Source organism: Xanthobacter autotrophicus, from assembly GCF_029991245.1.
GTDB lineage: Bacteria > Pseudomonadota > Alphaproteobacteria > Rhizobiales > Xanthobacteraceae > Xanthobacter > Xanthobacter autotrophicus_C.
Genome location: NZ_JAIVFO010000005.1, coordinates 53,224 through 70,892 on the forward strand (window position 1 = coordinate 53,224; position 17,669 = coordinate 70,892).

Sequence of the window (17,669 nt, forward strand, 5' to 3'; positions counted from 1 at the left end):
CTGCGAAGGGGGCGAAGGCGCACGCCGCCGCAAATCGGCCGGACGGCAGTTGAACAGTGCGGCCGGCGCGGGTAGAGCACCCGCTCTTCCGACGCAGGATCAAGAGATATGACCGATCGCCCGCTCCAGCTCGGCGTCAGTGCCGCCCTGCCCGCCTCGCCGGAGGAGGCGGTGCTCGACCGCGTGCCGAACCCGCACCCGGACGTGGATTATGTGGCGCGCTTCACCTGCCCGGAATTCACCTCGCTGTGCCCGGTGACGGGGCAGCCGGATTTCGCCCATATCGTCATCGACTACGTGCCCGACCAGTTCCTGGTGGAATCCAAGTCGCTCAAGCTGTACCTCGGCAGCTTCCGCAACCATGGCGCGTTCCATGAGGACTGCACCGTGGCGGTGGGCAAGCGGCTGGTGGACCTGCTCACGCCCCGTTTCCTGCGCATCGCCGGCTACTGGTATCCGCGCGGCGGCATCCCCATCGACGTGTTCTGGCAGACCGGAAAACTGGCCGAGGGCGTGTGGTTGCCGGATACGGGGGTTGCGCCCTACCGCGGTCGCGGGTGAAGCTGTCCCGTCCGGAGCCGCCGACGCCAGACGACACCAGAGCGGACCGGGGAGGACGGAGGGCACGGGTGATGCCGAAGCTCATTGTCACCAATGGCGATTCTGCCGCCGAGCAGCTGCGCGCGGCGGGAATCAGGGGCCATATCGTGCCCTGGCAGGACATGCTCCACGACGGGCCGGTTCCGCCGGGCACCGACCTGGAGGAGGTGTCGGACGTGCGCGCCGATTTCCTCTCCCAGGCGCTGGGCCTGCCGTTCGACGAGGTGCGGGCGGATTTTGCCCACCGCGACGCGCAGGTGGAGGTGCATGTCGCCTACGCGCAAGTGGAACTGTGGTTCGAGCATGACCTGTTCGACCAGCTCCAGCTGATCCAGCTGCTGTCCTATTTCGCCCACGAGCCGGAGCGCATGGGGCTGAGCCTGGTGCAGGCCTCCCACTATCTCGGCGTCATGGGGCCGGACGAGATGCGCGCCCTGGAGGCGCACCGCACGCCGGTCACCCACCTCCAGCTGGAAACCGCACGGGAGGCCTGGGCGGCCTTCACCGCTCCCACCCCGCGGCCGCTCGCGGCCTTCCTCTCCAGGTCGCAGGTGTCCCGCGTCTATGAGGTGCTGCCCCATCTGGCGCCGGCGCTCCATCGGCTCATCGCCGAGCTTCCGGCGCCCAGGAGCGGGCTGTCGCTCACGGAAGAGCGCATCCTGCGGCATCTTCAGGACGGGCCCATGAAGGTGGCCCACCTCTATGCCGCGGTCCATTCCATGGACGAGGCCCAGTTCCTCGCCGACCTGCCCTTCTTCCTGCGCCTCGACGGGCTTGCCTTTGCCCATGAGCCGCTGATTTTCGGCCTGCCCTTCCGCTCCAGCGAGGCCGCGGGCATGCACTTTTCCCCGGGCGACGAAAGCGCGGCCGAGCGCTCCTATCGCGCCTATGCCACGGCCGAGATCGCGCTCACGCCCACCGGGGCCGCGGCGCTGAAGGGCAGCTTCGACCATGCCTGCCAGAATGCGGTGGATCGCTCCATCGGCGGCACCCATCTGATGCCCGGCGCCATGTGGCGGTTCGACCGGACCTCCGGCACCCTGGTCATGCCGAACTAGGTTCGGAAACCGGCTCCGGCTTCGCCTCCATCTCGCCATGGGCCTTGAAGGCGGCAAAGGCGAGCACGGTGAGGGGCGTGGCGAGCACCACACCGAGGGCGCCGAACACATTGCCGAACGCCACCACCGCAAACAGCGTCACCGCCGGCGGCAGCGACACCATGCGCTGCTGGAGCAGCGGGGTGATCACGTTGCTCTCCGACTGCTGGACGATGACGAAGACCAGCAGTGTCCACAGCCCCGAATCCACCCCCAGCGTCAGGGCGATGAGCACGGCCGGCGCCGCCGCCACCACCGGGCCGATCATGGGCACAAACTCGGCGAGCCCGGCGAACAGGGCGAGCGCCAGGGCCGAGGGCACCCCCACGATGGTGAGGCCGATGAAGGTGAGCACGCCCACCACCACCATGGCGATGAGCTGCGCCTTCAGGAAGTGCCGCAGGTCCTCGGAGACGGAGGCGAGCCGTCGCGCCACCGCCGGCCGCTCCGGCTCGGCCCACAGCGACAGGAACATGCGCCGGTAAAGGTCCGGCGCGGCGGCGAAATAGATGCCGCCGACGATCACCAGGAAGCTGCCGAGCACCACCTGGAAGACGTTGGAGGTCAGGCCCTGCACCGCCGAGATGACCGTCTCGCCGGAGGGTGCCGATGCCTCGGCCCGGCGCAGCAGGTCGTCGCTCATGCCTTCCAGATGAAAGCGTTGCTCGAAGGCCTTCCAGGCGGCGGGCAGCTCGTTGATCAGCTCGGCGACCTGCACCTGGATGGTGGAGCCGAACAGATAGAGGGTGAGCCCGATGCCGCCGAACACCAGCAGCGCCACCGGGAACACCGCATAGCGCTCGGGAAAGCGGGTGAGGCGGGCGAACGGCTCCGCCAGCGCGTGCAGGGCCAGGGACACCAGCACGGCCGCGAACACCTGCAGGATCACGTCGGTGATCTTGAAAGAGAAATAGGCGAGGGCAAGGACGATGCAGGCGACGGCGACGCGCCGCGCCACGAGCCAGTCGGAAGCCATGTTGTCTCTCTCGCCGGGGGGTAGCGCCGTGCGGCCTGTATAGCCCGAATGCACGGCGCCGCACATGGGCGGGTGAACGCCGGGGTCGACCGTGGCGTGTCTGCCGCACGTCCCTGCCCCCTCTCCCCTTGCGGGAGAGGGGTTGGGGGTGAGGGGTTCCCACCGCGAGAAAACGCCTGTCTGCCCAGGATCGCGGCACACCCCTCACCCCGGCCCTCTCCCGCAAGGGGAGAGGGGGACTTTCGTAGAGTTCTTGCACGCGGGAGAGGATTCGGAGCGTGCCCAGTCGAACCGGCAGGGCCGCGCGTTCCTACGCCGCCTCCACCGAAACGACGCCCGGAATGGCCTTGATGGCCCCGGCGATCTGGGGGGAGATGGGATATTTGCCGGGCAGGCTCACTTCCACCTCGGCCCGCGCATCCTCCACCAGCAGGATGAGGCTGATCTCGCCCGCTCCCGCATCCCCGGCCCTGCCGTCCGCCAGGCGGCGGGCGATGCCCTCGATGGGCTCGGGGGAGCGCAGGAAGATGCGCAGGCCCTTCTGGTGGCGGGTGGTGACGGGATCGAGCTTCTCGCAGGAATTGATGCGCACGCGTACATCCTCGCCGTTCAGCTCGGCCGCGACCATCATCAGCAGGGGCGTGCCGGGCTCCAGCAGGTCGCGATAGTGGGCGAGGCCCTCGGAGAAGATCACCGCCTCATAATGGCCCGAGGGGTCGGAGAGGCCCACGATGCCCATGCGGGTGCCGGACTTGGTCCGCCGCTCCTGCTTGGACACCACGGTGGCCGCGAGCCGTCCCGCCGCCGCCCCGGAGCGCACGGCGCGGGAGAAATCGACGAAGGACTGCACCCGCATCTTCTTCAGCGCATCGGCATAGTCATCCAGCGGATGGCCGGTGAGGAAGAAGCCGATGGAATCATATTCCCTCTGCAGCCGCTCCGAGGGTAGCCAGGGCGCCACCTCCGGAATCGGGAGGGAGGCCGCCGTGGGGCCGGAGCCGAACATGTCGTTCTGTCCCGACTGGGCGTTCGCCTCCACCCGTTGCGCCTCGGCCACGATGGATTCGATGGCGGCAAACGCCCGGGCGCGGTTCTTCTCCAGCACGTCGAAGCAGCCGGCGGCCATCAGGCTTTCCAGCGTGCGCTTGTTCACCAGCTTCACGGGCAGGCGCGACGCGAAATCGGCGAAGCTCTTGAAAGCCTTGTCGCCGCGCGCCTGAACCAGCGCGTCCACCGCCGCCCCGCCCACGCCCTTGATGGCGGCCATGGCGTAGATGATCTTCCCATCCTTCACCGCGAACTCGCGGGCGGACAGGTTGATGTTGGGCGGCACCACCTCGATGCCGAGGCGCTGGGCCTCCTGCCGGAATTCCGCGAGCTTGTCCGTGTTGCCCATGTCGAGGGTCATGGAGGCGGCGAGGAATTCGGTGGGGTAGTTCGCCTTCAGCCACGCCGTCTGGTAGGCGACGATGGCATAGGCGGCGGCGTGGGACTTGTTGAAGCCGTAGTCGGCGAACTTGGCGAGCAGGTCGAAGATGGTGTCCGCCTGCGCCTTCTCGATGCCGCGCCCGGCGGAGCCGGACACGAAGCGCTCGCGCTGCTTCTCCATCTCGGCGCGGATCTTCTTGCCCATGGCGCGGCGCAGGAGATCGGCCTCGCCCAGCGAATAGCCCGCCATGGCCTGGGCGATCTGCATCACCTGTTCCTGGTAGATGATGACGCCGAACGTCTCCTTCAGGTACGGCTCCAGCATGGGGTGGAGATAGTCCGGCTTGGCGCGGCCGTGCTTGCAGTCGCAATAGACCGGGATGTTGGCCATGGGGCCGGGCCGGTACAGGGCCACGAGGGCGATCAGGTCCTCGACGCGGTCGGCCTTCATGTCGACCAGCGCCCGGCGCATGCCCGCGCTTTCCACCTGGAATACGCCCACCGTCTCGCCCTTGCCCAGCATGGCGTAGGTCCTGGGGTCGTCCAGCGGGATCTTGGAGATGTCGAGGTCGATGCCGCGCTGGTGGATCAGCTTCACCGCCTTGTCGATGGTGGTCAGCGTCTTCAGGCCGAGGAAGTCGAACTTCACCAGCCCGGCCTGCTCCACCCATTTCATATTATACTGGGTGACCGGCATGTCGGACTTGGGATCGCGATAAAGCGGCACCAGCTCGTGGAGCTTCCTGTCGCCGATCACGATGCCCGCCGCGTGGGTGGAGGCGTGGCGGTTGAGGCCCTCGAGGCGCACCGCAATGTCGAAGGCGCGCTTCACCACCTCTTCCTGGTCGCGGGAGGCCTGGAGGCGCGGCTCGTCCTCGATGGCCTGCTTCAGCGTGACCGGATTGGCCGGGTTCTGCGGCACCAGCTTGCACAGCTTGTCCACCTGCCCGTAGGGCATTTCCAGCACGCGCCCCACGTCGCGCAGCACGCCGCGCGCCTGAAGCGTACCGAACGTGATGATCTGCGCCACCTGGGCCCGGCCGTAGCGCTCCTGCACGTAGTGGATCACCTCGTCGCGGCGCTCCTGGCAGAAGTCCACGTCGAAGTCGGGCATGGACACGCGGTCGGGGTTCAGGAAGCGCTCGAACAGCAGGCCGAACCGGAGCGGGTCGAGGTCGGTGATCTGGAGCGAATAGGCCACCAGCGAGCCGGCGCCCGATCCACGCCCCGGCCCCACCGGAATGTCATGGGCCTTGGCCCACTTGATGAAGTCCGACACGATGAGGAAGTAGCCGGGAAACTTCATCTTGGTGATGACGGACAATTCGTAGGCGAGGCGCTCCTCGTAGGTGGCGATATCCAGCCCCGGCGCCGGCCCGTGCTTGTCGAGGCGCTGGGCAAGGCCCTCCCTGGCCTGCCGCTCCAGCTCGGCGGCCTCCTCCGCGAGGGGATCCCCCTCCCCCCCACCGGAGGTGAAACGCGGCAGGATGGGCTTCACCGTGCGCACCCGGTGGGCGCAGCGCCGGGCAATCTCCACCGTATTGGCCGTGGCCTCGGGCAGGTCGGCGAACAGGGCCAGCATTTCCGCGCGGGTCTTGAAGCGATGTTCGGGGGTCAGCCGGCGCCGGTCGCCCTCCGACAGCAGCCGGCCCTCGGCGATGCACAGCAGGCCGTCGTGGGCCTCATAATCGGTCTTGCTGGCGAAGAAGGGCTCGTTGGTCGCCACCAGCGGCACCCCCTTGGCATAGGCCAGCTCCAGCAGGCCGGCTTCGGCGAGGCGTTCGGCGTCGTGGCGCTGCACCTCCACATAGAGCCGGTCGCCGAACAGGGAGGCCAGCAGGTCGAGCCGTTCCGCCGCCAGCTCCGGATGGCCGGACACCAGCGCCTTGTCGAGGGGGCCGGCCGGCCCGCCGGTGAGGGCGATGAGGCCGTCATGGGCGTCGGCGAGCCATTCCATCAGGATGCGCGGCTCGTCCTCGCTGGCGGTTTCGAGGAAGGAGCGCGAGACCAGCCGCATCAGGTTGCGCCAGCCCGGCTCCGACTGGGCCAAGAGCACGATGCGCGGCCGCTTGGGCCGGATCGCCCCGCGCGGGCCGGCGGGCTCCGGCAGGTCGAGAGCGAGGGAGACCCCGGCGATGGGCTGGATGCCCGCCCCTGCCATCTTCTCGGAGAATTCCAGCGCGCCGAACAGGTTGCCCGTATCGGTGAGGGCGATGGCCGGCTGCGCGTCCGCCTTCACGAGGTCGGCCAGCTTGCCGATGGACAGCGCCCCCTCCAGCAGCGAATAGGAGGAATGGACGTGCAGATGGATGAAGCCGGGATCGGGCATGAACCAAAGCGGGTGCGAGGAGAGTCGATTGCCGGTGATCTTAGAGCCGGATCCGATCAGATTGAATCAATCTGATCGGTGAATCCGCTCGAAGTTTTAGAGCGAAGGGGCCACCAAGGTCACTGTGGGAAAGTAGCTCGTGTAGCGGCCGCGATCGCGGGTCAGGAGCGGCCGCCCGGCGACGGCGGCATGGGCGCCGATGAGAAAGTCCGGCAGAACGCCGGTGCGGGCTCCACCCGCCTTGCGGTATCGGCCGAAGACCTTGCCGGCCAGAAAGAGCGCCGCGCGCGGCGTCTCGACGAGGGTGATGCCGGCCACCGCGAAAAATTCGTCCACCGCTTCGACACGGGCATAGCGCACCGACAGCTCGGCATAGACCATGGGATCGGCGAGGAGCGGACCCTCCAGCGCCGCCGCTTCGAGATGCTCTTGCGACCACTCGGCCCAGACCGGATCGTCCGTCACCAGATCGAGCAGCACGTTGGTATCCACGAAGGTCATCGCCGCCGGCTCATCCCTCGCCGCGGGTGAGCGCCATGATGGCGTCGGTGCTGAGGCCCTCCCCCGCATGGCCGCGCAATTTCGCGAACCGGCCGTGATGGGTGCTCTCCCCGACCTTGGTGAAGATCACGCGGTCACCCTCCAGGCGGAACTCCACCGCGCTGCCCGGCGTGATGCCGAGCAGATCGCGCACCCTTTTGGGAACCGTCACCTGTCCCTTGCGCGTCACCGTGCTGGCCATTTGGTAATACCTCGCACACTATACGCATTACCTACCATAGGGACCTCGCGCCCGCGAGCCTTGCGCCTTTGCCCTCCGGTCTTTCCACCTCCTGGCTGTTCTGGGCCCTGCTGTCCGCGGCGTTCGCGGCGCTCACCGCCATCTTCGCCAAGGTGGGGGTGGCGAATATCCATTCCGACCTCGCGACGCTGCTGCGCACCATCATCATCCTCGCCCTGGTGGCCGCCATGGTGGGGTTCGGTGGCTCATGGCAGGCGCCCACAGAGATCCCTGCGCGGACATGGATGTTCCTCACCCTGTCGGGCCTTGCCACCGGAGCGTCGTGGCTGTGCTATTTCCGCGCCTTGAAGCTTGGCGATGCGGCGCGGGTGGCGCCGGTGGACAAGCTGAGCGTGGTGCTGGTCGCCATCTTCGGCATCGTGTTCCTGGGCGAGCGCCTGAGCGCGCTGGCGACCCTTGGCGTCGTCCTCATCGCCGCCGGGGCGGCGCTGGTGGCGCTGGGCTGACGCATTTTCAAGCGTGGGCACCGGTTCGCGTAAAGGAAATGCGAACGAAAGTGCCGGCTCAGAAGTGGCTGAAGCTGCCGGCGCCGAGGTCCAGCGCATGGCCGCCGGCATCGGTCACCGCGAAGCCCGGCTGCTCGCGCGTCTCGCCGATCAGCGTCACCGGCACGCCCACCCGGGCGGCCTCGGCGGTGAAGGCGTGGACCAGGGCATGGGGCACGCAGGCCACCACCTCGTAATCGTCCCCGCCGGTGACCGCGGTCCTGAACAGGCCGGCGTCCGCAGCGATGGCCGCAGCAGCAGCGGCCGAAACCGGCACGCGCCGCGCCTCGATGTGCCCGCCGCAGCCGGAAGCTCCGAGCATCTTTGCCACGTCGCCGACCAGCCCGTCGGACACATCCATGGCAGCCTTGGCATAGCGGCGCAGGATCGGGGCGATGGCGAGCCGAGGCTGGGGGTGCAGATAGCGGTCAAGGAGATGACCGCGCTGTTCGTCGCTCAGGCCGGCGAAGGCCACAGCCTTGCTGTCCTGCCGCAGCCGCAGGCCCAGCGCCGCATCGCCGATGGTGCCGGTCACGAGGATGGCCTGGCCGGGCTTTGCCCCCGTGCGCGGCACGAATGCCCCCCGGGGCACCGACCCCAGCGCTGTCAGCGTGATGGTGACCGGACCGGGGGTGGAAACCGTGTCGCCGCCGAGGATGGGGCACAGATAGCGCTCGCAATCCTCGCCCAGGGCCGCCGAGAAGGCTTCCATCCAGGCGTCGGGCGTTTCCTTGGGCAGGGCCAGCGCCAGCAGGGCACCGAGCGGGTCGGCCCCCTTGGCGGCAAGGTCGGAGAGGTTTACCCGCAGCGCCTTGCGGGCGATGGATGCGGGCGGATCATCGGCAAAGAAATGCACTCCCGCCACCACCGCGTCCTTGGTGAGCACCAGGTCGCAGCCCACGGGCGGGGTCAGCAGCGCGGCATCGTCAAGCAGGCCGAGGGCGGCGGACGAACCGGCGATGGGGCGCAGGAAGCGCGCGATGAAGCGGTCCTCGCCCGATCCCCCTGCCACGTCGCCGTCCGCCATGTCAGCCGCCCTTGAATTCGTCGGGGCGCAGATCGTGGGCCAGGGTGTCCAGCACGGCGTTGACCATGCCGGTCTCGTCGCGATCGAGGAACGCGCCGGCCACGTTCACATATTCGGTGATGACCACGCGGGCCGGCACGTCGGGCTTCGATGCCAGCTCGAAGGCGCCGGCGCGCAGCACCGCGCGCAGCACGGCTTCCACCCGCTTCAGCGGCCAGCCCTTGGTGAGGGCATTGTCCACCATCGGGTCGATGCGGCGCTGGTCGTTCAGCACCCCTTCCACCACGGTGCGGAACAGGCGCACGTCGGCCTCGGGGAACTCCACGCCTTCCACCTCCTGGCCGAGCCAGTGGCTCTCGAACTCGGCGAGAATGTCGTTCAGCGGGGTCTGGGCAAGGTCCATCTGGTAGAGCGCCTGCACCGCGCCGAGGCGGGCCGCGCTCTTCTTCATGGGCTTGGCGGGGGCGCCCTGAGCGGTCACGTCCTTCATGCTTCCAGCCGCCGCCGCAGGCGCAGCAGGGTGAGCGCCGCTTCCGCCGCGCCGCCGCCCTTGTTGCCTTCGGAGACGCGGGCGCGCTCCCAGGCCTGGGCCTCGGTGTCCACGGTGAGGATGCCGTTGCCCACCGGCAGCGCATGCGCCATGCCGAGGTCCATGAGGCCACGGGCGGATTCCCCGGCCACGATCTCGAAATGATAGGTCTCGCCGCGGACCACCACGCCGAGGCCCACCACCGCGTCCACCGCATTGCCGGTGATCTCGGCCGCTTCCAGCGCGATCTCGGCGGCGATGGGCACCTCCAGCGCGCCTGGCACGGTGATCACCTCCACCTCGACGCCGGCTGCCTCCAGCACGGCGCGGGCGCCGGCGAGAAGCTCATCGGCGAGGGCCTCGTAATAGCGCCCCTCCACGATGAGCACCCGGGCGCCTTCAAGCGGGCCGCCGTTGAGCGAGGCGGCGCCCGCGCCTTCCCTGCGCGTCGTGACCATGGAATGTCTCTCCAGAACCGTTTGGCGCCGCGCACGGCACCGGAATTGGTCGCGAGGCGTACTAGGCCCGGGGGAACTCCGCAAGCCGGGCGGCATAGCGAGCCATCAGGTCCACCTCGAAATTGACCATGTCCCCCGCCTTGACGGCCCCCCAGGTGGTGACTGCCAGGGTGTGGGGAATAAGCAGGCAGGAGAAGGTGTTGCCCTCCACCGTGTTCACCGTGAGGGAGGTGCCGTCGAGGGCCACCGACCCCTTCGCCGCGACAAAACGGGCGAATGGCTCCGGCACCTCGAACACGAAGCGGGTGGTGACGCCGAGGTCCTCGCGCGACACCACCTTCGCCGTGCAGTCCACATGGCCTGAGACCATGTGGCCGCCCAGTTCGTCGCCCATCTTCAGCGACCGTTCCAGATTGATGCGCCGGCCCTGCGTCCAGCCGCCCACGGTGGTGATCGCAAGCGTCTCCGGTCCGGCGTCCACGGTGAAGAGGGTGCCGCGCGGGCCGCCGTCCGCCACCGAGGTGACGGTAAGGCACACCCCCGCATGGGCGATGGAGGCGCCCACATCGATGCCCGCCGCCTCATAGGCGGTGGCGATGGTGAGGGTCTTGACCTCCCCCTTCGTCTCCACGGCGACGAGGTCGCCCATGTCGGTGACGATGCCGGTGAACATGTCAGCGTCTCCACAAGCGCACGAGCTGGTCGGCGCCAAGCTCGGCGCGCTCCACCTCGGCGAAGCCCACGGGGGCGAAAAGGCGGCCGAGCGGACGGCCGGCCAGAGCATCATAGGCATCCGGGCCCAGCAGCACCGGGCTGTGGAAGATCGCCACCTCGTCCACCAGGCCCGCCTCCAGGACGGCGGCGGCGGTGGTGGGGCCGCCTTCCACCATCAGCCGGGTGATGCCGAGCAGGCCCAGCAGCTTGAGCACCGCCGGCAGATGCAGCCGCCCCTCAATGCCGCCACGCGGCGCGCGCAGCACCTCCACGCCCTTTTCCATGAGGGCGGCGGCGCGCTCGGCCGGGGCATCCTCCGCCGCGATCACCCAGACCGGAACATCGCAGGCGGTGCGCACCAGGGCGCTTTCCAGGGGAATATCGAGCCCGCTGTCGAGCACGAGGCGCACCGGGGAGCGATCCTCATGGCCTTCCAGCCGGCAGGTGAGCATGGGGTCGTCGGCCGTCACCGTGCCGAGGCCCACAAGGATGGCGTCCGCATGGGCGCGCATGAGATGCGCCCGCGCCCGCGCCTCGGGTCCGGTGACCACCGCCGGCCGCGGCCCGGCAAGGGCCGCCTTGCCGTCGGCGGAAACCGCCATCTTCAGGAGCACATGGGGCCGGCCCTCGGTGACGCGGCGGATATGGCCGGCGTGGTCGGCCAGCGCCTGCTCGGCGCCCACGCCCACGGTCACCCAGATGCCGGCGGCGCGCAGGCGGGCGACGCCGCGCCCCTTCACCCGGTGGTCGGGGTCCTCGATGGCGGCCACCACCCGGCGCACGCCGGCAGCGATCACCGCGCCGGCGCAGGGCGGGGTGCGGCCGTGGTGGGAGCAGGGCTCCAGCGTCACATAGAGCGTGGCACCTCGGGCCGCCTCCCCCGCCTGGGCGAGGGCGATGGGCTCCGCATGGGGGCGACCGGTGGCGGCGGTGGCGGCGGCGCCGACGATGTGCGGGCGGCCATCCACGTGCTGCACCACCACCGCACCCACGGAAGGGTTCGGCCAGGTGCGGCCAAGGCCGCTCTGGCCCACCTTCAGGGCCTCGGCCATGAACCGCTCGTCTTCCTCCGGAGAGGTGACGGGGTGGGCCGACAGGGGGGAAACGCTCATTCGGCGCTCCGCGGCGGGGTCTTGCCGGCGGCCTTCGGCTTGTCCTTCGGGCCTTCGGCCTCGGCCTTCACCTCGCCCTCCTGGGACAGCTCGGCCAGCGCGTTCTCGAAATCCTTGGCCTCGCGGAAATTGCGGTAGACCGAGGCGAAGCGCACATAGGCCACGTCGTCCAGCTGCTTCAGGCCTTCCATCACCATCTCGCCGATGGTCTCGGAGGTGATGTCGCTGTCGCCCATGCTCTCCAGCTGGCGCACGATGCCGGACAGCATGCGCTCCACCCGCTCGCCGTCCACCGGACGCTTGCGCAGGGCCACGTCCACGGAGCGGGCGAGCTTGTCGCGATCGAACGGGACCCGTCGGCCGGAGCGCTTCAGCACCATCAGCTCGCGCAGTTGCACGCGCTCGAAGGTGGTGAAGCGGCCGCCGCAATCGGGGCAGATGCGGCGGCGGCGGATGGCGGTGTTGTCTTCCGTCGGCCGGGAATCGCGCACCTGCGTGTCGAGACCGCCGCAATAGGGACAGCGCATGCTTCACCCTCTCCGGCGCTCAGGCGTCTTCGCGCGGGGACACCGGTCCGCGGCGCGAAAACGCGCTGGCACGTCTCCCTCAGGGATAGATGGGGAAGCGGGCGAGCAGGCCCGAGACCTTCTCGCGCACCGCGGCTTCCACCAGCGAATCCTCGTCCACGCCCTTCTGGGAGAGCACGTCGAGCACCTCGGCGATGAAGTCGCCCACCTGCTGGAACTCGGCCACCCCGAAGCCGCGCGTGGTGCAGGCCGGCGTGCCGAGGCGGATGCCGGAGGTCACGAACGGCTTTTCGGGGTCGAACGGAATGCCGTTCTTGTTGGTGGTGATGTGCGCCCGGCCGAGCGCGCCTTCCGAGGTCTTGCCGGTGAGGCGCTTGGGGCGCAGGTCCACCAGCATCAGGTGGGTGTCGGTGCCGCCGGAGACGATGTTGAAGCCGTGGCCTTTCAGGGTCTCGGCCAGCGCCTTGGCGTTCTCCACCACGTTCTTCGCGTAGAGCTTGAACTCGGGGCGCAGCGCCTCGCCGAAGGCCACGGCCTTGGCGGCGATGACGTGCATCAGCGGCCCGCCCTGGATGCCGGGGAAGATGGCCGAATTGATCTTCTTGGCCAGATCCTCGTCATTGGTGAGGATCATGCCGCCGCGCGGGCCGCGCAGGGTCTTGTGGGTGGTGGTGGTCACCACATGGGCGTGGGGGAACGGGCTGGGATGGGCGCCGCCGGCCACGAGGCCGGCAAAATGCGCCATGTCCACCATGAGCTTGGCGCCCACGGCGTCGGCGATGGCGCGCATCTTCGGGAAATCGATGATGCGCGGATAGGCCGAGCCGCCGGCCACGATGAGCCGGGGCTTGTGCTCGTCGGCGAGCCTGGCCACCTCGTCATAGTCGATGCGCTGGTCGTCCTCGCGCACCGTATAGGGCACGGGCTTGAACCACTTGCCGGACATGTTGACGGGCGAGCCGTGGGTCAGGTGACCGCCGGCAGCAAGGTTGAGGCCCAGATAGGTATCGCCCGGCTGCAGCAGGGCGAAGAACACGCCCTGGTTGGCCTGGCTGCCGGAATTGGGCTGGACGTTGGCAAAGCCGCAGCCGAACAGCTTCTTGGCGCGCTCGATGGCGAGGTTTTCCGCCACGTCCACATATTGGCAGCCGCCATAGTAGCGCTTGCCCGGGTAGCCCTCGGCATACTTGTTGGTGAGCACGGAGCCCTGGGCCTCGAGCACGGCGCGCGAGACGATGTTCTCGGACGCGATCAGCTCGATTTCGTCACGCTGGCGACCCAGCTCCGCCTTCACCGCACCGGCGATCTCGGGATCGCTCTCGGCGAGAGGAGCAGTGAAGAAGCGGTTCATGTCCTCCGAAATGGAGGCGCGGTTCGCGTCCTGCGAGGCCATGGCAGGTCTCCGGTAATGTCGGGGCACCCCGGCGGGACGCCGGTTCCAGCGGCCCTCAGGAGCGGACCCTGCGCTTAACACAGGGTCGCGGTGAAGTCCAAAGCCTGGGCATGCGGCAGCAGCGCCGCAGCCCTGCGCCGGCTACAGGTGTGAAGCGGGCGCGGGAGGCGCCGCCCTCACCGCGAGGTGAAGTTGATCGCCACCGAGAAGGTCAGGGGCCTGCCATCCGGCGGCGCCGGAAACGGCGAGGCGCGGTGCGCCATGGCCACCGCCTCGCGGTCCAGCACCTCGTTGCCCGAGCCGCTGACCAGCCGCGCGCCCGTCACCGACCCCGACGCACTGAGCGAGATCGACACGCCGGGCCGGCCCGTCAGGCTGCCCTGCGGACGCTTGTAGCGGTTGAGGTGGGCAAAGGCGCGCGAACGCCAGTCCGCCACCGCCGCCGAACGCACCGCGGCGGCACCGGGAGACGGCGCGGCGGTGGCCTGCGCCGCCGGGGCATCCGAGCGCGGCGCGGCGGTGGTGAGCGGTGCGGACGGTCGCCGCGTCGGCTTGGCGTCCGGCTTCGGCTTCTCCACCTTCTGCTTCGGCGGCTGCTTCACCTCTTCCTTTTTCGGCTCGGGCTTGGGCAGCACCACCTCGGCCTGTTCCTTGGAGGGCTCGACCTCCGGCAGCTTTTCCAGGACCTCGTTCACCACGGGCTCGGGCGGCGGCGCGGCCTCGGCCGGAATATCCGGCGCATCGGGCACGGATTCGGGCGCCTGGACCATCTGCGGGCCGGGGGCTGCATCCTCCACCTGCTGCTGCTCGCTCACCGCCTGCGGGGCCAGCTCGATCATGATCGCGGCCGGCGGGGACGCCTCCCCGGCCTCCAGTTTGCGCCAGAACAGCGCCGCATAGACCGCCACGGCATGCACCGTGACAATGAACAGGGCGCCGGCGGCGAGGCGCAGCACGGTGTCGCGCACATGGGTGCGGTCGAAATCGTGCCAGTGATGGACCGCGCTCACGGCCGCACTCCCGGGGCCGGAGCCGGGGCAGCGGCCGCCGGGGGCACGGGCGCCGCCTCCCCTTCGAGGCCCACCAGCGCCACCTTGAGGTAGCCGGCCGAGCGCAGGAGGTTCATCACCTCCATCACGTCGCCGAAGGGCACCGCCTTGTCGGCGCGCACGAACACCCGCTGCTGACGGTCGCCGGAGGTCTTGCCGTCAAGCGCGTGGGCGAGCGCGGGCCGCTCCAGGGCGTCATCGCCCAGCGCCAGAGAAAGGTCCTTCTTCACGGTCAGGAACAGGGGCTTGTCCGGGCGCGGTTGCGGCTGGGCGTTGGAGGCCGGCAGGTCCACCTTCACATCCACCGTGGCGAGCGGCGCCGCGACCATGAAGATGATGAGCAGCACCAGGATCACGTCGATGAAGGGCGTGACGTTGATCTCGTGATTCTCGGCGAGGTCGTCCCCGCCGCCGTGGTCGAGCTTGGCGGCCATGGTGCCTCACTCCGCTGCGGCGTGGAGGCGGCGAGGCTCGATGCCGCTGGCGGCCCGGTCGAGATCGCGGGACAGGTGGCGCATGACCTCGGCCGAAGTGTCGGCGAGGCGGGCCTTCTGGGCGGCGATGGCGCGGGCGAACAGATTGTAGATCACCACGGCGGGGATGGCCGCGACCAGGCCGATGGCGGTGGCGAGCAGCGCCTCGGCGATGCCCGGTGCCACCACGGCCAGATTGGTGGTCTGCGACTTCGAGATGCCGATGAAGGCATTCATGATGCCCCACACGGTGCCGAACAGGCCCACGAACGGGGCCGTGGCACCGATGGTGGCGAGCACGCCGGTTCCACCCGTGAGGCGACGTCCGGCCCGGGCCTCGATCCGCCCCAGCGCGACGGCAACGCGCTCCTTGATGCCCTCCACCGGCAGTCCCTCGGAGACTTTCCATTCGGCGAGGGCGGCCTTGACGGTTGCCGCCGCGGCGCCCCGGTCCTTGGGCATGGCGGCCACCGCGTCGAAAAGCGTCGGCGCCGCCTGCAGCGCATCGAGCGTGCGGGCTACCGCGCGGCGGGCGAAGACCAGTTCAAGCGACTTGGCGAACCACACGGTCCAGGTGACGAGGGAGGCGAAGGCAAGACCCACCATCACGGCCTTCACGACCAGGTCGGCCGCCATGAACATGCCCCAGGGGGACAGGTCATGCGGCAGCCGCGCATCGATGGAGGGACTTTCGGGAGGGGACGCATGCGCCGTCGCCGGATCATGGGCCGCAGCCGGCGCAGGCGCTTCCAAGGGGGTGGCTGTGGGCGCGGCCGTGGCCGCAGACGTAGCCGGCGCGCTCGAGGCCGGTGCCGCAGCTGCCGGCTGTTCGGCGGGCGCGGTGGGCTGGGCGAGGGAGAGGCCCGGCGAAAGCAACAGGGCAAGGAAAAGCAGGGCAGCACCAGCAGGCAGCTGGCACAGGGCACGCCAAAACGGCATGCGCAACATCAAGCGAACAGGCATCGCGCGTCACCAATCAAATGTGCAAGACTTGCTGGCGATCCCTGGCAATGGGTTGGCTGGCTGCCTCCTTTATAAGCCCATTCGGCGCCGACGCTAACCCTTATGAACTTCTCAGCTCTAGCGGCCGCATGCCGCAGGGAGGCGAAAAGGCCCATGGCTGCACCATTGCCGTGTCGTCCTTGCGGAATGGGAAGGAGACATTGGAAGGCGTCCAAAGTCCGCGGGGATCCAAAGTCGGCGTCCGCGCCTTGCGCGAACGGAACCCGGAGCTGTCCGGGTTCCGGCCATGCCATCCTGCGGGATCGGCGCCCGCTCAGGCCGTCTTGTCGAACAGCTGGCGGCCGATGAGCATGCGGCGGATCTCGCTGGTGCCAGCGCCGATCTCGTAGAGCTTGGCGTCGCGCAACAGGCGACCCGTCGGGTAATCGTTGATATAGCCGTTGCCGCCCAGGGTCTGGATGGCTTCCAGCGCCATCCAGGTGGCCTTTTCCGCCGCGTAGAGGATGGCGCCGGCGGCGTCCTCGCGGGTGGTGGCGCCGCGGTCGCAAGCCTTGGCCACGGCATAGACGTAGGCCTTGGTGGCGTTCATGGTCACATACATGTCGGCGATCTTGCCCTGCATCAGCTGGAAGGTGCCGATGGGTTGGCCGAACTGCTTGCGCTCGTGGACATAGGGCAGAACGATATCCATGCACGCCTGCATGATGCCCGTCGGGCCGCCCGCCAGCACTGCGCGCTCATAATCGAGCCCACTCATGAGCACGTTGACGCCCTTGCCCACGGCGCCGAGCACGTTCTCCTCCGGCACCTCGCAATCCTGAAACACCAGCTCGCCGGTGTCGGAGCCGCGCATGCCCAGCTTGTCCAGCTTCTGCGCGGTGGAGAAGCCGGGAAAGCCCTTCTCCACCAGGAAGGCGGTCATGCCCTTGGGGCCGGCGGCGGGGTCGGTCTTGGCGTAGACCACCAGCGTCTCGGCGATGGGGCCGTTGGTGATCCACATCTTGGAGCCGTTGAGGATGTAGCGGTCGCCCTTCTTCTCCGCGCGGGTGCGCATGGAGACCACGTCCGACCCCGCGCCCGGCTCGGACATGGCGAGCGCGCCCACATGCTCGCCGGAAATGAGCTTGGGCAGGTACTTCGCCTTCTGCTCGGCGGTGCCGTTGCGGCTGATCTGGTTGACGCACAGATTGGAGTGCGCGCCATAGGACAGGCCCACCGAGGCCGAGGCGCGGGAAATCTCCTCCATGGCGATGACATGCTCGAGATAGCCGAGGCCCGAGCCGCCGTATTCCTCCTCCGCCGTGACGCCGAGCAGGCCCAGCGCGCCGAGCTTGGGCCACAGGTCGCGGGGAAACTGGTTGGTCTTGTCGATCTCGGCGGCGCGCGGGGCGATCTCGGCATCCGAGAACGAGCGAACCGTGTCGCGCAGCATGTCGGCGGTCTCGCCGAGGTCGAAATCGAAGCCGGCTTGGCTGTTGGGCAGCATCTTGTTGTCCCTCCCACGCTCCCCGGATCTTGTTGCACCGGGCGCAGGCGCCAGCGGGGAAGCGGCGCTAGAATAAAACGGTTGTCCGTTTATTCAATGGGGTTGGATGGGGTCGGCGAAACGAAGTCTTTAATGCCCCGGATCAGCGCTCCGGCTGCGCCGTCGCTGGTCCGGGGCACATCCCCCTTCCACTCGCCGCCCTACCCCGCCCACACGGGGAT

At 69.0% G+C, this 17,669-nt stretch carries 18 protein-coding genes; 3 read left to right on the forward strand and 15 right to left on the reverse strand.

Features of this window, described 5'->3' with window-relative positions; translation table 11 throughout:
* Nucleotides 1-108: 108 nt before the first annotated feature.
* Both queF and K9U41_RS02225 read left to right on the forward strand, forming a co-directional pair.
* Complete coding sequence (queF, locus tag K9U41_RS02220) at nt 109-561, forward strand: preQ(1) synthase (RefSeq protein ID WP_282639229.1); 453 nt, start codon at nt 109-111, stop codon at nt 559-561.
* 71 nt (nt 562-632) lie between these two features.
* Nucleotides 633-1,658: a DUF1835 domain-containing protein gene (locus K9U41_RS02225; protein WP_282639231.1), complete on the forward strand. Its 1,026-nt coding sequence runs from the start codon at nt 633-635 to the stop codon at nt 1,656-1,658.
* Here K9U41_RS02225 and K9U41_RS02230 read toward each other — a convergent pair.
* The 4 genes from K9U41_RS02230 to K9U41_RS02245 form a co-directional block, all read right to left on the reverse strand.
* The gene (locus K9U41_RS02230; RefSeq protein ID WP_282639232.1) at nt 1,645-2,673 is read right to left on the reverse strand and encodes an AI-2E family transporter; all 1,029 of its coding nucleotides are present in this window, start codon (nt 2,671-2,673) and stop codon (nt 1,645-1,647) included. The two genes, K9U41_RS02225 and K9U41_RS02230, sit on opposite strands and share 14 nt — an antisense overlap.
* Nucleotides 2,674-2,983: 310 nt before the next feature.
* Entirely contained in the window at nt 2,984-6,430 is a 3,447-nt protein-coding gene (gene dnaE, locus K9U41_RS02235; RefSeq protein ID WP_282639233.1) for a DNA polymerase III subunit alpha, read from the reverse strand.
* 96 nt (nt 6,431-6,526) lie between these two features.
* The gene (locus K9U41_RS02240) at nt 6,527-6,931 is read right to left on the reverse strand and encodes a type II toxin-antitoxin system VapC family toxin (RefSeq protein WP_282639235.1); all 405 of its coding nucleotides are present in this window, start codon (nt 6,929-6,931) and stop codon (nt 6,527-6,529) included.
* Nucleotides 6,932-6,941: 10 nt separating this feature from the next.
* Entirely contained in the window at nt 6,942-7,172 is a 231-nt protein-coding gene (locus K9U41_RS02245; RefSeq protein ID WP_282639237.1) for an AbrB/MazE/SpoVT family DNA-binding domain-containing protein, read from the reverse strand.
* Between the two features lie 68 nt (nt 7,173-7,240).
* Between K9U41_RS02245 and K9U41_RS02250 the strand changes: the two genes are divergently transcribed.
* Entirely contained in the window at nt 7,241-7,678 is a 438-nt protein-coding gene (locus K9U41_RS02250) for an EamA family transporter (RefSeq protein ID WP_282639238.1), read from the forward strand.
* A gap of 58 nt (nt 7,679-7,736) precedes the next feature.
* Here K9U41_RS02250 and thiL read toward each other — a convergent pair whose 3' ends face one another.
* The 11 genes from thiL to K9U41_RS02305 all read right to left on the reverse strand — a co-directional run bounded on the left by thiL (nt 7,737) and on the right by K9U41_RS02305 (nt 17,448).
* Entirely contained in the window at nt 7,737-8,744 is a 1,008-nt protein-coding gene (thiL, locus tag K9U41_RS02255; RefSeq protein WP_282639239.1) for a thiamine-phosphate kinase, read from the reverse strand.
* Nucleotide 8,745: 1 nt separating this feature from the next.
* Entirely contained in the window at nt 8,746-9,234 is a 489-nt protein-coding gene (gene nusB, locus K9U41_RS02260; protein ID WP_282639240.1) for a transcription antitermination factor NusB, read from the reverse strand.
* Nucleotides 9,231-9,731: a 6,7-dimethyl-8-ribityllumazine synthase gene (gene ribH, locus K9U41_RS02265; protein ID WP_282639241.1), complete on the reverse strand. Its 501-nt coding sequence runs from the start codon at nt 9,729-9,731 to the stop codon at nt 9,231-9,233. Before ribH ends, nusB begins: the two co-directional genes overlap by 4 nt.
* 61 nt (nt 9,732-9,792) lie before the next feature.
* Nucleotides 9,793-10,404 carry a riboflavin synthase gene (locus K9U41_RS02270; RefSeq protein ID WP_282639242.1) on the reverse strand — a complete coding sequence of 204 codons (612 nt, stop codon included), beginning with the start codon at nt 10,402-10,404 and terminating at the stop codon, nt 9,793-9,795.
* Between the two features lies 1 nt (nt 10,405).
* Nucleotides 10,406-11,557 carry a bifunctional diaminohydroxyphosphoribosylaminopyrimidine deaminase/5-amino-6-(5-phosphoribosylamino)uracil reductase RibD gene (ribD, locus tag K9U41_RS02275; RefSeq protein WP_282639243.1) on the reverse strand — a complete coding sequence of 384 codons (1,152 nt, stop codon included), beginning with the start codon at nt 11,555-11,557 and terminating at the stop codon, nt 10,406-10,408.
* On the reverse strand, nt 11,554-12,084 hold the full coding sequence (gene nrdR, locus K9U41_RS02280; protein WP_282639244.1) for a transcriptional regulator NrdR: 531 nt from the start codon (nt 12,082-12,084) through the stop codon (nt 11,554-11,556). Before nrdR ends, ribD begins: the two co-directional genes overlap by 4 nt.
* 79 nt (nt 12,085-12,163) lie before the next feature.
* Nucleotides 12,164-13,477 carry a serine hydroxymethyltransferase gene (glyA, locus tag K9U41_RS02285; RefSeq protein ID WP_282639245.1) on the reverse strand — a complete coding sequence of 438 codons (1,314 nt, stop codon included), beginning with the start codon at nt 13,475-13,477 and terminating at the stop codon, nt 12,164-12,166.
* A gap of 176 nt (nt 13,478-13,653) precedes the next feature.
* Nucleotides 13,654-14,487 carry a TonB family protein gene (locus tag K9U41_RS02290; RefSeq protein ID WP_282639246.1) on the reverse strand — a complete coding sequence of 278 codons (834 nt, stop codon included), beginning with the start codon at nt 14,485-14,487 and terminating at the stop codon, nt 13,654-13,656.
* On the reverse strand, nt 14,484-14,960 hold the full coding sequence (gene exbD, locus K9U41_RS02295; RefSeq protein WP_282639248.1) for a TonB system transport protein ExbD: 477 nt from the start codon (nt 14,958-14,960) through the stop codon (nt 14,484-14,486). The genes K9U41_RS02290 and exbD overlap by 4 nt, the downstream gene beginning before the upstream one ends.
* A gap of 6 nt (nt 14,961-14,966) precedes the next feature.
* Nucleotides 14,967-15,938, reverse strand: a complete 972-nt coding sequence (gene exbB / locus K9U41_RS02300; RefSeq protein WP_282639249.1) for a tonB-system energizer ExbB — start codon at nt 15,936-15,938, stop codon at nt 14,967-14,969.
* 337 nt (nt 15,939-16,275) lie between these two features.
* Complete coding sequence (locus K9U41_RS02305; protein WP_282639250.1) at nt 16,276-17,448, reverse strand: isovaleryl-CoA dehydrogenase; 1,173 nt, start codon at nt 17,446-17,448, stop codon at nt 16,276-16,278.
* Nucleotides 17,449-17,669 lie beyond the last annotated feature (221 nt).

What these genes read in the sequence shown, in the direction of transcription:
- K9U41_RS02230 (WP_282639232.1), bottom strand. Translation starts at nt 2,673, where the DNA reads ATGGCTTCCGACTGGCTCGTGGCGCGGCGCGTCGCCGTCGCCTGCATC.
- nusB (WP_282639240.1), bottom strand. Translation starts at nt 9,234, where the DNA reads ATGAAGGACGTGACCGCTCAGGGCGCCCCCGCCAAGCCCATGAAGAAG.
- ribD (WP_282639243.1), bottom strand. Translation starts at nt 11,557, where the DNA reads ATGAGCGTTTCCCCCCTGTCGGCCCACCCCGTCACCTCTCCGGAGGAA.
- K9U41_RS02270 (WP_282639242.1), bottom strand. Translation starts at nt 10,404, where the DNA reads ATGTTCACCGGCATCGTCACCGACATGGGCGACCTCGTCGCCGTGGAG.
- thiL (WP_282639239.1), bottom strand. Translation starts at nt 8,744, where the DNA reads ATGGCGGACGGCGACGTGGCAGGGGGATCGGGCGAGGACCGCTTCATC.
- K9U41_RS02225 (WP_282639231.1), top strand. Translation starts at nt 633, where the DNA reads ATGCCGAAGCTCATTGTCACCAATGGCGATTCTGCCGCCGAGCAGCTG.
- dnaE (WP_282639233.1), bottom strand. Translation starts at nt 6,430, where the DNA reads ATGCCCGATCCCGGCTTCATCCATCTGCACGTCCATTCCTCCTATTCG.
- nrdR (WP_282639244.1), bottom strand. Translation starts at nt 12,084, where the DNA reads ATGCGCTGTCCCTATTGCGGCGGTCTCGACACGCAGGTGCGCGATTCC.
- K9U41_RS02245 (WP_282639237.1), bottom strand. Translation starts at nt 7,172, where the DNA reads ATGGCCAGCACGGTGACGCGCAAGGGACAGGTGACGGTTCCCAAAAGG.
- ribH (WP_282639241.1), bottom strand. Translation starts at nt 9,731, where the DNA reads ATGGTCACGACGCGCAGGGAAGGCGCGGGCGCCGCCTCGCTCAACGGC.
- K9U41_RS02305 (WP_282639250.1), bottom strand. Translation starts at nt 17,448, where the DNA reads ATGCTGCCCAACAGCCAAGCCGGCTTCGATTTCGACCTCGGCGAGACC.
- glyA (WP_282639245.1), bottom strand. Translation starts at nt 13,477, where the DNA reads ATGGCCTCGCAGGACGCGAACCGCGCCTCCATTTCGGAGGACATGAAC.
- exbB (WP_282639249.1), bottom strand. Translation starts at nt 15,938, where the DNA reads ATGCCGTTTTGGCGTGCCCTGTGCCAGCTGCCTGCTGGTGCTGCCCTG.
- queF (WP_282639229.1), top strand. Translation starts at nt 109, where the DNA reads ATGACCGATCGCCCGCTCCAGCTCGGCGTCAGTGCCGCCCTGCCCGCC.
- exbD (WP_282639248.1), bottom strand. Translation starts at nt 14,960, where the DNA reads ATGGCCGCCAAGCTCGACCACGGCGGCGGGGACGACCTCGCCGAGAAT.
- K9U41_RS02240 (WP_282639235.1), bottom strand. Translation starts at nt 6,931, where the DNA reads ATGACCTTCGTGGATACCAACGTGCTGCTCGATCTGGTGACGGACGAT.